Source organism: Isoptericola maris (genome assembly GCF_048065335.1).
Classification (GTDB): Bacteria; Actinomycetota; Actinomycetes; order Actinomycetales; family Cellulomonadaceae; genus Isoptericola; species Isoptericola rhizosphaerae.
The window spans coordinates 106,374-120,196 of the sequence record NZ_JBLUNY010000011.1 but is presented as its reverse complement, the minus strand read 5'-3'; the positions used below and the strand labels follow the sequence as shown (position 1 = coordinate 120,196).

General features: G+C 67.0%; 10 protein-coding genes and 1 pseudogene. 7 read left to right on the top strand and 4 right to left on the bottom strand.

Annotation, left to right across the window (positions count from 1 at the left end; genetic code table 11):
* The first annotated feature begins 215 nt into the window (after nucleotides 1–215).
* The 3 genes from ACH5HR_RS15160 to ACH5HR_RS15150 all read left to right on the top strand — a co-directional run bounded on the left by ACH5HR_RS15160 (nucleotide 216) and on the right by ACH5HR_RS15150 (nucleotide 2,744).
* On the top strand, nucleotides 216–947 hold the full coding sequence (locus ACH5HR_RS15160; protein WP_416478627.1) for an adenylate/guanylate cyclase domain-containing protein: 732 nt from the start codon (nucleotides 216–218) through the stop codon (nucleotides 945–947).
* A gap of 32 nt (nucleotides 948–979) precedes the next feature.
* Nucleotides 980–1,456, top strand: coding sequence for a Pycsar system effector family protein (locus ACH5HR_RS15155; RefSeq protein ID WP_416478625.1), 477 nt, complete (start codon nucleotides 980–982; stop codon nucleotides 1,454–1,456).
* 532 nt (nucleotides 1,457–1,988) lie between these two features.
* Nucleotides 1,989–2,744, top strand: coding sequence for a hypothetical protein (locus tag ACH5HR_RS15150; RefSeq protein ID WP_416478624.1), 756 nt, complete (start codon nucleotides 1,989–1,991; stop codon nucleotides 2,742–2,744).
* 194 nt (nucleotides 2,745–2,938) lie between these two features.
* Here ACH5HR_RS15150 and ACH5HR_RS15145 read toward each other — a convergent pair whose 3' ends face one another.
* Nucleotides 2,939–4,597 (bottom strand): hypothetical protein, encoded by a 1,659-nt coding sequence (locus tag ACH5HR_RS15145; RefSeq protein ID WP_416478622.1) that lies wholly within the window; start codon nucleotides 4,595–4,597, stop codon nucleotides 2,939–2,941.
* A gap of 273 nt (nucleotides 4,598–4,870) precedes the next feature.
* On the opposite strand from ACH5HR_RS15145, the gene ACH5HR_RS15140 reads away from it, so the two are divergent.
* The 4 genes and pseudogenes from ACH5HR_RS15140 (at nucleotide 4,871) to ACH5HR_RS15125 (ending at nucleotide 8,512) form a co-directional block, all read left to right on the top strand.
* Nucleotides 4,871–5,683, top strand: coding sequence for a GIY-YIG nuclease family protein (locus tag ACH5HR_RS15140; RefSeq protein WP_416478621.1), 813 nt, complete (start codon nucleotides 4,871–4,873; stop codon nucleotides 5,681–5,683).
* 325 nt (nucleotides 5,684–6,008) lie between these two features.
* Nucleotides 6,009–6,602: a hypothetical protein gene (locus tag ACH5HR_RS15135; RefSeq protein ID WP_416478619.1), complete on the top strand. Its 594-nt coding sequence runs from the start codon at nucleotides 6,009–6,011 to the stop codon at nucleotides 6,600–6,602.
* A gap of 116 nt (nucleotides 6,603–6,718) precedes the next feature.
* Nucleotides 6,719–7,890: pseudogene (locus ACH5HR_RS15130) on the top strand (IS3 family transposase).
* Between the two features lie 394 nt (nucleotides 7,891–8,284).
* On the top strand, nucleotides 8,285–8,512 hold the full coding sequence (locus tag ACH5HR_RS15125) for a hypothetical protein (protein WP_416478617.1): 228 nt from the start codon (nucleotides 8,285–8,287) through the stop codon (nucleotides 8,510–8,512).
* Nucleotides 8,513–8,616: 104 nt separating this feature from the next.
* Here the strand turns inward: ACH5HR_RS15125 and ACH5HR_RS15120 are convergent, their stop codons facing one another.
* The 3 genes from ACH5HR_RS15120 to ACH5HR_RS15110 all read right to left on the bottom strand — a co-directional run bounded on the left by ACH5HR_RS15120 (nucleotide 8,617) and on the right by ACH5HR_RS15110 (nucleotide 13,732).
* Complete coding sequence (locus ACH5HR_RS15120; protein ID WP_416478615.1) at nucleotides 8,617–9,147, bottom strand: AAA family ATPase; 531 nt, start codon at nucleotides 9,145–9,147, stop codon at nucleotides 8,617–8,619.
* A 489-nt stretch (nucleotides 9,148–9,636) separates the two neighbouring features.
* Entirely contained in the window at nucleotides 9,637–10,533 is an 897-nt protein-coding gene (locus ACH5HR_RS15115; RefSeq protein ID WP_416478613.1) for a histidine phosphatase family protein, read from the bottom strand.
* Between the two features lie 130 nt (nucleotides 10,534–10,663).
* On the bottom strand, nucleotides 10,664–13,732 hold the full coding sequence (locus ACH5HR_RS15110; RefSeq protein ID WP_416478612.1) for a replicative DNA helicase: 3,069 nt from the start codon (nucleotides 13,730–13,732) through the stop codon (nucleotides 10,664–10,666).
* Nucleotides 13,733–13,823 lie beyond the last annotated feature (91 nt).

The following is a 13,823-nucleotide window of genomic DNA, read 5'->3' as shown; positions in this document are numbered from 1 at the left end:
CGACCTGCGCGGTGCCGACGCGACCGAGCGGAGAACAGCCTGGAGGTGACGGTCGCGCCCGCTGACTCCGTCCCTAAACGTGTCGGCCTCTGCCACAGTAGGGCTCGTCGGCCCCCGTGTCGCTTGGAGGACAAGCAGCGTGGCGAACCCTCGCGAGGTGTCAGTGCCCAGCGCTAGGGTCGGGCCACCGAGCTGGCGCGGTGGAGGAGGTAGTGATGGCGACGCTCAAGGAGCAGGTGGACGAGGCCGTAGAGGAGGTCTCCAAGACCTGGACGAAGACCACGTGGTTGACGACGACCACGGCCGTGCCTGACCCCGACGATATGGGGTACAGCGACGCGAAGGTGGTCCAGGCGACCTACCTGTACTCGGACCTCATCGACTCCTCTGGGCTCGTGAAGGCCGCTGACACTCACGAAGAGGTCGCGTCGGTGATGTCGACCTTCCTCAAGGTCGCTGTGCGCATCATTCGCGCGGAGAACGGCCACATCCGAAGCTTTGACGGCGATCGGGTCATGGGTGTGTTCACGGGCGCCAACCGAAAGACCCGCTCTGTGCGGGCCGCGATGAAGATCGAGTACGCGGTGAGTAGGCTCATCGACCCGGAGATTCAGAGTGTTTTCAAGTCGCTGCAGGACGCGGGCTGGCACATCCGAGCGATGACAGGCATCGCCACCAGTGAGGCACTGCTTGTGCGAGCTGGTATCCGCAACAACAGCGACCTTCTCTCGGTAGGTCTCGGCCCGAACCTGGCCGCGAAGTTGAGCGACCTCCGTGACACCCTCGCCGGGCACCACATCGCAATCGGCAAGGGGACCTACAACGGACTGGGCGAGAGCGTCATCATGTCCAAGGGTAAAGACATGTGGACCGGCCCGTACTCGCTCAGCATGGGCGGCGGCTCGTACAACTACTACACGTCCAACTACCGCTGGACGTCGCTCTGATGTTGGGACGCAAGGGGAGCACGCAGCCGCCGGTGAGCAACGACGACCTTTGGCGCATCCACGACTCTCAGATGGACTGGACCGGCAAGGTCGACGCCAAGGCAGCGTTCGCACTGACGTTCCAGGCCGCGTTGCTGGCTGGAGCGGTCACGCTGCTCGGCGAGATGGACACGTGGCTGGAGTACGTGTTCATGGGCCTGAGCGTGGTCCTGGTCGCGACCGGAGCGGTGTTCGGCGCTCTCGTCGTCGCACCTCGTCTGCGATCCAAGAACCTCCACCGTGAGGCAGCGAACAACTACATCTACTTCGGGCACGCCCGCTCGTGGACGCCGCAGCGCCTTGTTGCCGACATCCGTCGAGTAGACCTCGCGGAGCAGATCGCGCGCCAGGTGATCGTGATGGCGGAGATCGCGTGGATCAAGCACCGTCGTGTGGCGCTGTCGATCTGGTTCGGTGTGGTTGGTGGAGCGTTCCTGCTCGCGGCCGGCGCGGTGTCACGCCTGGCGTAGAGACCACTGCACGGCCCCCTGTCCTCTCCTCGTGACATGGGAGGCATGGTGTTGACGGACAAGAGGTATCGGTCGCTCTTCCCTAGGTGACCGCCAATGGCATGATGCGGTCACGACTGACAGCCAGTGCGAGGAGGCATCGTGCTCCCACCACCGACAGGCCGTTCCACCAGTCCTGAGCAGATCCGGGAGCTTGACGGCTCCTTCTTCAGCTCAGACCCCCACAGCTACTTCATGGCCCGCATCGAATCTCTTATCGCCTACGGGGACGGCGCCAGGGCGAGCCACGATTCTGGGCTCGGCGCCGAGTTCGCCCGCCGCCTTCGATGGGGCCGCAGCAGCGAAGACCTCTTGCCCACCTCCCCCGAGGCGCGCGAACTGCAGGTCGCCGTCGACGCGCTGTCGCTCCGCCAGCACGTCGCTGAAGGCGTAGCGAGAATGTGGGCTCGCCCTACTCAAGGCCCGGTCCGCACCGCCCGGCTCCCTCAGCGCCTGGCAGGCACTCGCCAACACCCCGACCAGCAACTTGCAGGTGTTCAAAGCGATCCAGACGTGCGAAGGCTGCGACGATATGTCGGTACACCTGTCACTACTGCTACCTCGACCGTTGCACCATCGGTTCGAGACGGACCCGGACGTCCGGCACGCCGTCGACGTCCTCCACAAATGGTTGGAGCACACCGTCGAGCTCCTCACGCGCAGCGACATCCATGTGGCCGCAGCGAACAACAAGTACAAGCACGGCCTCGCCGTACGCCCCCGCGCCGACGAACGGATCAGCTTTCTCAAGGCCGAGGCTGTCCCGCGCGAAGGTGACGCCCTCCCCGCCGACGCGGTCAGGGCCGAGATCCCCATCTTCGACAAGCCCTTCGTCGAGTACCTCGCGAAAGGGCCCAAGGATGACAGCGGCGAACACGGGCTCGAGCTGACCCGCCTCCGCCTGGACACATCGGCCCTCCTCGTCGAGTCGACGATGCTGGCCACTGTGTACGGCGCCCTGTTCCACGTCGCAGCGGCGGAGCACGCCGCCTGGAGCGGCACAGACGCACGGATCGCCCCGTACCCGAGCCTTCCCATGGGACCAACACCGCAGCAACTCCTGGGCGGCGCCGTGGTCGGAATGAGGTCACCTGTCACGTTCCGACCAGATGGCACCCCTCCGACCAGAGGCCACGCCATCGGCTTTGCCAATGGGCAATGGGTCGGGCTGGACGTCGACTACAACGGGCGCCGTGCCATGCGTGTCACCGACGACACCACCGACCGGGTGGAGCACCCGCCGGCCTGAGCGGTGGACCCGGGAGTGAGCCGCATGAAGCTGCCAAGCAGCGCCAAGCACGCCCAACTCAAACGCTATGAGTCTGTGAGACGCTCGCGACCTTGGAATCGAATTGCTGAGTCCGAGCCCGTAGACGGTCCCGGCCCCACCAGACCAACGTGTGCTGTCTGCGTGCGTGAAGACGTCGCTCGAACCACGTAGGTCTAACTGTGATGTCCAGTGACGTTGTCATGATCCAGGGTGTAGCGCACACGCTGATCTGAGGTGGTGTACCGGTAGACGGTCCGGCCGCTCTCGCTGGCTGCCGAGCCGATGAGCACCGGACTGTCCAGGTGGAGGTGAAGGCGGCCGAGGTCGATGGCCAAGTCTCCGACGGACACCTGGTGTGGCACCGCGAGCGTGATCGGCCCTTCTTCTGGTGGCGCGCTGCCTGCAGGCAGCTCAAAGTCGACGACCGGTGTCTTCTCCGGCGTCGTGACCACGACCTCTTCACCGCGCAGGATCCTCGCCGAGAAGTCCCACTTTGCCTGCTGGTGGTTGATGTGATCTGGGGTGGGGACCTTGACTACGGTCGACGTGTGCTGCTGGAGCGCATCGAGAAGCCGCAGAATCCTGGCGAGGGAACCGAAGGAACTGCCCCCCACCGCCGGGATCTCTTCGACGGCCCCCAGGTGCGCTGGACTGTGACGGACACTCACGCGCGCAGAGTTCGGCGCGCGGAACGCCTCGAGGAACTCGACTGCCGGGCGGACGCTTGAGACGGGCAGCCCCTCGATGTCCAACACGGTAAACGTCACGTGCGTTTGCTGGTTGACGAGATCGAAGCGCCGCACCTGCTCAAACACGCCATGGATCTCACGCAGCACGACACGGATGCCCACCGTGCCCTTGGTCATCTCGATCCGGTCCGTGTGGACCTCGGCGATCGACTCCTTAGAGGCGTCCAGAACCTCGAGACGTAGCTCCGGATCGTCCCCCACGTCGGCACCAACGACCGGGCTGACCTTGACGGTCGCGTCCTCAAGCGGCCCGCCTAGACCCCCCGGAAGGTCCATCTGACCCGAGAAGCCCCCGGCCGCGCTGATGAACGGCGTTCCGTACTCGACGAAATCCTTGAGTGCGTCGGCGTCCGCGCTGCCCTGCGCCGCGGTGATCAGTCCTTCGAAGGTGAGCGGGCGGACCTGGAGGGAGGCGGCGCATCGGGCGAGGACGTCCACGCTGAACCACGTGTGGGCAGCAGTGTCGATGCGCCACGTGCTGACCACCAGCCCCGGCCGCATCTGAGGTTCGGGCGGATCTCCGTGCCCGACGCGAAACTCGAACCGGTAGTGGGGGTCGTCGTCGAGGACACGAACGGCCTTCTGCACCCGCTCCATGACGTACTCGGCGGAGACCTTGCCCTCGGGCGCTTCACCCCCAGCCATCAGCACCATGACCGACGCCTGGGCCTCCAACATCGCAGTCCGGTTGCCGTGCAGGTAGTAGTCGATGACGTTCGGGTACTTGGCAGCCATACGGTCGAAGAAGGTGAGCCCGTCCCAATGGACCCGCACGCCGTACGGGGCCACGAGGCCCTGCAGCCACTTGTACGCCTCGGGCGTCGGACCCCAAGGTGTCACGAGGCGCCAGGTGGTGACGTTCAGGTTGGCCCAGCGTGGGTCTGCGTCCGGGCCGAGCAGCCGCTTGAGCGAATTCTCCACCTCGGTCTTCTGCTTGCTCGATAGCGCTTCCGCGTAACGCTTGACCTGGTAGACGATGTCGCCACCGCCGGAGTCAGCACTCGGATCAAGGACGTCGATGCCGCCGTCACCCTTGGAAGGTGTAATCCGCACGGAGTTGGGGTGCTCGGTGTTGATGAACATCGCGGCCACTGCCTCGACATCATCACCGGTATACGTACTCCACGGAACCCGACCGTCCACGGCTTACCCCCTACGACCAGTTGCGGACTGCCCACAGGGCCCTCCGTCGAGTGTACTGGCGGCGTCGCGGAACCGTTGCGCCCCAGGTTCAGCGGACTTCCGGAAGCCTGGGCAGACCGCTCTGAGCTGGCGGGCTTGGTCATGGCGCGGAAGATCCATTGAGAAGATGTGTCGACGTGCACCGACCGCAAGGCGTCTGGAAGCGAGGCCCCGATGACGCTGACGCTCGAACCCATCCTGCGCAGCGCTGGCATCAGCCCGGCCGACGCCCAGGTGATACGCCACGCCTACGTCAAGGAGCACGAGGACACCGGGACCAGTGGCATCCACGCGGACTCGACGGACGACGAGATCCTGGCCTACACGGCCAGCCAGTCCTCGAACCCTCGCCAGTTCCCGGCCAAACCGCCTCGCTTCTGGATCGTCTTCGTCCCCGAAGGCGGCACCAGAGCTCGCCTGTGGTCAGTCGTCGAACACCGCGGCGAGACATCGAACGACGGCCAGCGACGGACATTCGACCTGGTCCAGTCCGACCACATGCAGGACCTCAGGGAACGCCTCGTCATCGGCTGGCGATCTCCGCGAACCTGGCGGCTCAACGGACCGACAGCTGCCGGCTACCCCGTCGTGGAGATCGCCGACTCCCAGCCGATACCGTTCCCCGGCTTCGACCGGCTGATCCTCGACCACGCACGGCTCCAGGCTGTGATGCGCGAGCACCGCTATGCCGCGTGGCGCACCGCGCTCTCCTCCGTCGTGGGGATCTACCTGATCACCGACACACGCGACGGCCGCCAGTACGTCGGCAAAGCTGACGGTGCCGAGAGCATCCGCCAGCGCTGGGGCGTCTATGCCTCCAACGGTCACGGCGGCAACGTTGAGTTGCGCGGTCTCGACCCGACGAGCTTCCGGTTCTCGATCCTGCGAGTGTTCGACCCAGCGACGCCGACGCCCGTGATCGACCAGACAGAGAGTCACTTCAAGCACGTCCTGGACACACGGAAGCACGGCCTGAACCGGAACTGATCGCTGGAGAGCATTGCTTGCCTCGCCGCGCTGAACTTCGCCTGGGTCACCCGTCGCTGCTGGTTGGAGTAGATGCCCCAAGCGTCTCGGCCTGACTGCGGGTGCTTCTCCACTCGACGCGGCGGGCCGATCATCGTCGCCATCACAGTCGTCCCGCTCGAACGCTGCCCATGGATCGTCGAGGCCCGCAAGGTCACGCTGTATCGCGACGAGGAGCCCGAGCTCAACCGCGGCCGCGTGTAGTAGCCCTGCGCCAGCGATCCCCAGTGCTCCCACTCGAAGTTCCTCGAGCGCCGCTGTGCCGGCCTCGCGCATCATGGTCGCCATGACCACTGACGACGCCGCCTCTCACCCGCCACCCTTTACCCGTCCGCAGCCACGAACGCTGGACGGGTCCGAGCGGTTCGACGGCCTGGACGCCACGGTCTTGGACTTCTGGCGGTTCGCGTTAAGCGACCTACGGATGAACAACGTGCGGGGGTATCTCGGTGAGTTCTTGGTGGCCAGAGCCCTGGGAGCCACCGGCAACCGGGTCGAGTGGGACTCCTACGACGTCTTGACACCCGAAGGGGTGCGGGTAGAGGTCAAAGTGCGGGCACATGTGCAGGCGTGGGCGCAGCGCGAGGCGCGCCTTGGTGCGTTCAAGGTCGGGCAGGCCCGACCGTGGGACCACTCGATCGGGAAGTACGGGGAGCCGGGGTGGAACGCTGACGTGTACGTGCTGTGCGTGCACACCGCGCTGGACCACGACAGCTACGACGAGCTCGACGTGGCCCAGTGGGAGTTCTACGTGCTGGCTCGCCACGTCGTCGTTGAGCGCGCCGGCCGGGAGATGTCGCGAGCCTGGCTGCAGGAGGCCACCGGCGGCCCGACGCCTTACGCGGAGCTGGCCCAGGCGGTCAACGCAGCGGCCCGGTGACCCGACAGGCACGAGCGCACCTCAGAAGGCCGGCTCCTCCAGGGGTCGGGACTGCTGCACGGATAGGTGACACCTGACTTGTGGTGCCTGCGGGTGCTGCTGGAAGGATGTTCACCGTGCCCAGACCCCACCCCAAGGAGTTCCGCGACGACGTCGTGGCGATCGCCCGCCAGGGCGAGACCCCGATCAAGCAGGTCGCGAAGGACTTCGGCATCAGCGAGTCCTGCTTGCGCAACTGGCTGCACCAGGCGGACGTCGAGGACGGCGCCAAGCCCGGCGTGACGAAGAGCGAGTCGACCGAGCTGCGTGAGGCCCGCAAGCGCGTCCGCGTGCTTGAGCAGGAGAACTAGGTGCTGCGCCGTGCGGCGGCGTACTTCGCCCAGGCGCACCTGCCGGGAAAATGAGCTACCCGCTCGTCCGAGAGCTCGCCGCTGACGGTGTCCCCGTCGCGGTGACGTGCCGGGTCCTCAAGCTTGCTCGCCAGCCGTACTACCGATGGCTCGCCAACCCCGTGAGCCACCGTGAGCTGGAGCAGGCCTACCTCGCGAACGCCCTGTTCAACGCCCACACCGAGGACCCGGAGTTCGGGTACCGGCTGCTGGCCGACGAGGCCCGCGCGGCCGGCCATCACGCGTGCGACCGCACGATGTGGCGACTCGTGCGCGACGGGCGCTGGTGGTCCGTGTTCGGCAAGAAGCGCGGCAAGAACGGCAAGAAGCCCGGCCCGCCCGCGCACGACGACCTCGTGAACCGGGACTTCACCGCCTCGGCGCCGAACGAACTGTGGCTGACCGACATCACCGAGCACCCCACGAGCGAGGGCAAGGTCTACCTCTGCGCGATCAAGGACGTCTACTCCAACCGGATCGTGGGGTACTCCATCAGCGACCGCATGAAGTCCCGACTGGCCGTGGCCGCGCTCGAGAACGCCGTGGCCAGACGGGCCGTCGAGGGCCGCGAGGTGGCCGGCTGCATCGTGCACAGCGACAGAGGCAGCCAGTTTCGAAGCCGCAAATTCCTGGCAGCGCTGCGGCGCCACGACCTGCGCGGATCCATGGGCCAGGTCGCCTCCGCCGGCGACAACGCCGCCATGGAGTCGTTCTTCGCGCTGCTGCAGAAGAACGTCCTGGACCGGCGCCGCTGGACCACCCGCGAGCAGCTGCGCATCCGGATCATCACCTGGATCGAACGGACCTACCACCGACGCCGCCGCCAGACCCGTCTCGGACGCTTGACCCCCATCGAATACGAAGCCATCATCACCACTCAGGTCGCACTCGCCGCCTGAGAACCGCTGTCACCTATCCGTGCAGCAGTCCCGAACGTCGTCAGGTCAGGTGTGCAGAAGGTAGCGTCGTCCACGTCGAGGTCTTCCAGATGGTGAGCGTGAGAACTCCCATCCTGGGGGACCTCGACCCATCCCCGGCCAGATCAGCCAGCCAGCGCTACACCCTCATCTGCGTTGAGCCACGTTGACGACCAGAGCACAGGCCGCACTCATGACACGGGCGAGGCTGCACCAAGGGCCACGGGTCACACAGAGGTTTGAAGCTGACTCCGAGCTCCCGATCGCGCAAGTGGTGAGTTCCGATCGGCCCAACCTGGAGTACATCATGGCCGAGCCCGTAGGGTGGATGACCACCCGCTGGGTACTCACTGCTGTGGATGCCGACGGTAGGCGCATGCGCTACATGGGGGACGGGCGGCCAGAGTTCGACCCCAGCGCCGAACGATGGCGCCGACCCCTGTGGGTTCTCTCCGCGTTGGTCATGGCGGCACTTCTCTGGGCGACCGCTGCCGGTGCGGGACTGCTGGACCAGGCTGCGGTGCTGACACCGCTGGCTCCCGCCGGGGCTGTACTCGCGTTCTTGATGGGTCGCGTCACGGCGGACACGCTGCTGCGGCGCTGACGGCGGCCGCCGACGCTCGAGCTCGCACCTCACACTGCGGGGCGCGGATGACCTTTCTCTCAACCGGTCACCCCCTCGGACACCCCACCGGCGAAAGCCCGAGGCTAGGCTCCGGTCGCCCGAGCGTCTCGGACCGCCAGCACCGCTGCGGCCACCTCCTGCGCGGTGCGGTTCTCGGTGTCGACACGCGGCCCGAGCGTGGCCAGGCGGTCAGCTGCCTCGAAGTAGCGGGAGGCCTGGGCAAGCCGCCAGTTCCGGGCCCCAGGGTCGTCCGTGTCGTTCTCGATGCGGGCAACCAGCGTCTCGTGCGGGGCGTGCAGCGTCACGTGGACGACCTCGTGACCCGCCGCGCGCAGACCACCGAGGATCTCGTCCGCGTAGTCTGCGCGGACTAGGGTCATCGGAACGACCAGCGTTGGCGTCCGCCGAGCCGCTCGGTGGGCACCATGGACCACGCCTCGGCGCCAGACGGGACGATCCTGGAAGTCGCCCGGGCGGACGAGACCGACCGTGCGCTGGAGCAACCAGCCGAGTCGTTCGGGGTTGTACTGGCGAGCCTGCGGATCGTGCTGGAGCAGCAGTCGGGTGCACGTTGACTTGCCCACCCCAAAGGGCCCGTTGAGCCAGAGGATCATGCCCAAGACCTTAGCAAGGGGAAGGCTGTCACCTGCGAGGATGCGAGCTCTCCACACTCAATCCGCGCCCGGGAGGTTACGCCCGCCACCTGCCCAGCGGGCCGTCGGTCTGGGCACCACCGGAGCGCGACGCCCTCGACCCGGCTAACGGGCGCGTGGTAGCCAGATCGCGGACGCGCCCGGTGGCGCTCGCGGCCTGCCCGCCGTGGCTTTTGGGAGACGCCTTAGGGCCCCGCCCACCTGCCGCCCACCTGCCGTCGGCCTGCCGCGGGCCGTGCGGGTGTCGTGGTGCTCGCCCGGCCCCCCGGGTGCTCGCTCGTTCCTCCGTCGGCTGCTGGTGGCTCCGCTCGGGCTCGTCCGTCGTCGCCCGGCCTGCCCTGTCGTCGGCCGCTCCGGTGGCCTGCGGCCCCCCGTGCTCGCGGCCGTCGTGGTCGTGCCCCTGCTGGTCCGGGTGTTCGTTGAGGGCGCGACGTAAACCCCCAGCGCCCGTCACTGTGCCGCGTTATGAACCCGATGTTCGCCTCTCATGTCCTGGTCCACATCGCGGCGGCCTTCGGCCTCGAGCTGGACCACGATTCCGCCGCCCTGATCGCGTACGCACTGGATCGAGTCCGCAGGCTCGCGCTGCGGTGGTGGCGCCGCCGCCGCCCCCCGGCTCCGCGGGCCTGGCCGTGTTCTGTCCGCCCATGCTCCGGCCCCGCCGCCGTCCCGCCGGCCCGCGGGCCCCGGCGCCGGGCGACTCGCCCGCCCGCGTCGTGCTCGTCGCCGGCGTTCTGTCCGCCCACGCCCACCGGCCCGTCGACCGGCAGCGGGCCCCGGCCGCCGCGCCCGGGCCCGTCCGTCGTCGTGCTCCAGCTGCCCGCCACGCACCGCCCATGCTCCGGCCCCGCCGCCGTCGCGCGCCAGGGCGTCGGACATCGCCGCGTAGACCCTGGACGCCACCTCCAGGCGCGTTTCGGCGCCATCGATCCCCTCGTGGTGACGCAGCCGGTCGCCTACCGCCGGCGGCGAGACGAACCGTTCGTCCAACCACGATTGCTCACGACCACCGGCCACGCCGTATGACTTTTCCCGCAGGCGCCTGTCGAGGTCGGGTTCAACGCCCAGGACGTCGCCGATCACTGTCGCTGTCTGAGCCGTCCGGCGAAGATCCGACGAGACCACGGACCGGCTGCGCTCTTCACCGATCCATCCGGCCAACGCCGCAGCGATCCGCTCCGCGTCTTCGAGACCCTTCGCCGTCAGCTCCGAGTCGAACTGACCACCGACCAACCCGTCGACGTGGTGTGTCGCCTCCGGGTGCGTCACCACGAAGACAGTGCGCGCTCGCGCAGGCACGACGCCAGGAAGCGGCGGCGCGGGAAGGAACCAGTCAGAAGCGGCCATCGCAGGATGGTGGCACATCCCACGACTCCAGACAGGTAATGGAATCATCATGTCGAGGTCATCATGGCCTCAAGTTGCGTAGACGGAGGATTGAGAAAACTAGGCTGCACGTCGACAACAACAGTCCTCGTCACACCTGCATGTCAACGAACCGCGAGTAGTGCCCCTGGAACGCGACGGTAATCGTGTCGGTCGGGCCGTTACGGTGCTTTGCAACAATCAGGTCTGCCTCCCCAGCGCGCGGTGACTCCTTTTCATAGGCGTCCTCGCGGTGCAACAGGATCACCATGTCGGCGTCCTGCTCGATGCTGTTGTGGACAGCGATGCCGTTCGCGACGAAATTATGAGTATCCAGGACCGTCGCGTCGAATACCTGCTTCTCCCCGACCGGCTCGATCTCGACGACCTCGTCCCACAGGAGATCGTTCACCGCCATCATCTCTAGCTCTTCGCTCTCGAGGACGGCCGCGATCTTCCCCAACCGCTGACGGGACGGCGAGCGCTTCCAGAGCGTGCTGCCGCAAAACTGGGTGCCGATCGCCTCAGCAAACTGGCGATGCGTCATTCCTCGCTCCACGAGAAGGTCCCGCACGTCGTCCCAGACCTGACGCGGCACGGTGTCGATGTTGGTGTTCGCCTGCGTCTCGCGGATGATCTCCAGCAGTCTCTCTGCGATGTCCCCACGGTCGCCGTGCACACCAATCTCCTGGAGGAAGCGGCGCTGGTCGTCAACGCCGCTGACGTCCAGTGTGTAACCCTGCCGGTAGGCACCCTTCAGTGTCGTCCGGTGCAACCGCGTCGAGATCCCGAAGCGGAGCAGCAGCCGAGACAGGCCGTCAACCAGCTCGCGCGACGTCGACGCGTAGTAGATCCGCCCGCTGCGCCCGTTCTTGTTGATCGTCACTGAGCCGTCGGTGGCCCAGATGTGCTTGATGAACAGGGCGATCTGGTGCTTCGGCAGGTGGAAGACACTTGACGGAATGAACTTCTCGTGGCTTCGCGCACCGAACAGGCCCATGTCGTCGAGCCATTCGGCGATAGGATTCCGCCGGCCTCGAGCAAGACGGTAGGGCGCCGGCAGGCGCAGCGTCGTCACGCGTGCGGCGGCGTACTCGTCACGGATGGTTGTGATCCCAAAGGCTTCCGCCGCGTCCGTCACGGCCGAGAGGTTGCGCTCGTCGATCGATGCGTAGCGGATGGGCTGCCGCTTGACGAATGAACCGTCTCCGAGCAGGTGCGCAAGCATGACGACCTTGCGGTCGTCCCACTCGATGTTCTGCTCCGGCCCAGGCACATGGCGCGGCACTCCGAGGCGAGCGCCGACTTCGAGCTCGCCGAGCGGAGTCCAGCCCTCGTAGGTGAGGAACGGGTGGTTCGCCGTGGCCTCGATCTGCTTACCGGAGGCGAGACGCAGCCGGTAGACCTGCTTCACTCCCGTCGGGAAGACGTGCGTGAGGTGACGTCGCACGTACTGCAGCCGCTCATTGAGCGCCCAGACCGGGACGTCCTTCGCGTTCAGCGCGAAGAGCTCGCCCATCGTGGTCTCAGCGCCGGTGTCGGCGCGGAGGATCTTGGTGTCCTCGGTGAGACAGCCCGACTCACGAAGATCCGACATCGCCGGCTTCTTGTCCTGCCGCTGTTCCGGGCCACGGTTCAGCTGCGACAGCGCAATCACAGGAACCTCGATCTCCTTCGCCAAGAGCTTCAGCGCACGCGAGAACTCGGAGACCTCCTGCTGGCGCGACTCGACCTTCTTGCCGGACGTCATCAGCTGCAGGTAGTCGATCACCACGAGCTGCAGGTCGTGCTTCTGCTTGAGCCGCCGGCACTTGGCGCGGATCTCGGTCAGCGACATGTTGGGCGAGTCGTCGATGAACAGCGGCGCCTCGGACACCTTGCCCATGACCTTGGCGAGCTTCTGCCAGTCGTCGTCGCCCAGGGAGCCGTTGCGCAGCTTCTGCAGGTGCACGCGCGCCTCGGCGGAGAGCAGACGCATCGTGATCTCGTTGCGGCTCATCTCGAGCGAGAAGACGACGGACGTCTTCTGGTGCTTGATGGACGCCGACCGTGCGATGTCGATGGCGAGCGTCGAGTTGTGCGTCGGGATCTTCGCCGCTGACGCGAGGTAGAGGTGCTCCGGGTGGTCGATCTCCACGCAGCGCACAGGCACCGAACCGACCGCCACGACGTCGACGATCTTCCAGGCGGCGCCGGGCCGCGCCACCGAGTGTGCAGCACCCGCACGCATCGACGCGACGATGTCCTCCGTCGTCCGCACCGCGGCGTCAGCAGGCTTCCCCGACGTGCTCGTCACCCACTCGTGCCAGGCGTCCGCGACGATCGTCGTGCCGTCGTCGAACACGACCTCGTAGCAGGGCCTGCCGGTCATGACCTCGGTGGCGCGCACCACGCGCGTCGGTGTCCCGTCCGCGGCGATCAGCTCGTCCCCGACGGCGACGTCGCCCATCGTGGTCCAGCCGGTCGGCGTCGGCAGCGGGGTGTCGAGGGCGAGCGCCTTACCCATGGCGGGCCGCGCCGCGACGACGACCATCTGCCCGGGGTGCAGCCCGTTCGTGAGCCGGTCGAGGTCGGCGAACCCGGTCGGCACGCCGGTCATGCCTTCGCCACGGTTCCCCGCGGCCTCGATCTCGTCCATGGTGCCGCCGATGATGTCGGCGAGCGGCGCGTAGTCCTCGGAGGTCTTGCGCTCGGTGACGGCGTAGATCTCGGCCTGGGCGTTGTTGACCACGGTCTCGACGTCGCCGCCGTCGGTGGCGTAGCCGAGCTGGACGATCTTGGTGCCGGCCTCGACGAGCCGGCGGAGCACGGCCCGTTCGCGCACGATGCGCGCGTAGTAACCGGCGTTGGCCGCGGTGGGCACCCCGGCCATGAGGTCGTGGATGTAGGAGGCGCCGCCGATCCGCCCGATCTCACCGCGCTTGGTGAGCTCGGCGACCACGGTGATCGCGTCGGCGGGCTCGCCGCGCCCGTAGAGGTCGATGATCGCGTCGTAGATGGCCTCGTGCGCCGGGCGGTAGAAGTCGATGCCGCGGATCTGCTCGACCACGTCGGCGATCGCGTCCTTGGAGAGCAGCATGCCGCCGAGCACGCTCATCTCGGCGTCGACGTCCTGCGGAGGGGTGCGGTCGAACCCCGCCCGCGACGGCGAGTAGTTCGCTTCCAGCTCCTCGATCGACATGTCCCCACCTCCCCCGGCTCCCACCGGCACCACGACCCGACCCGGGCTGATCGACCGGTCCTCACGACCTTGTTCTACAGTCCACCTCTGA

What these genes read in the sequence shown, in the direction of transcription:
- ACH5HR_RS15115 (WP_416478613.1), bottom strand. Translation starts at nt 10,533, where the DNA reads ATGGCCGCTTCTGACTGGTTCCTTCCCGCGCCGCCGCTTCCTGGCGTC.
- ACH5HR_RS15140 (WP_416478621.1), top strand. Translation starts at nt 4,871, where the DNA reads ATGACGCTGACGCTCGAACCCATCCTGCGCAGCGCTGGCATCAGCCCG.
- ACH5HR_RS15125 (WP_416478617.1), top strand. Translation starts at nt 8,285, where the DNA reads ATGCGCTACATGGGGGACGGGCGGCCAGAGTTCGACCCCAGCGCCGAA.
- ACH5HR_RS15160 (WP_416478627.1), top strand. Translation starts at nt 216, where the DNA reads ATGGCGACGCTCAAGGAGCAGGTGGACGAGGCCGTAGAGGAGGTCTCC.
- ACH5HR_RS15135 (WP_416478619.1), top strand. Translation starts at nt 6,009, where the DNA reads ATGACCACTGACGACGCCGCCTCTCACCCGCCACCCTTTACCCGTCCG.
- ACH5HR_RS15145 (WP_416478622.1), bottom strand. Translation starts at nt 4,597, where the DNA reads ATGTTCATCAACACCGAGCACCCCAACTCCGTGCGGATTACACCTTCC.
- ACH5HR_RS15120 (WP_416478615.1), bottom strand. Translation starts at nt 9,147, where the DNA reads ATGATCCTCTGGCTCAACGGGCCCTTTGGGGTGGGCAAGTCAACGTGC.
- ACH5HR_RS15110 (WP_416478612.1), bottom strand. Translation starts at nt 13,732, where the DNA reads ATGTCGATCGAGGAGCTGGAAGCGAACTACTCGCCGTCGCGGGCGGGG.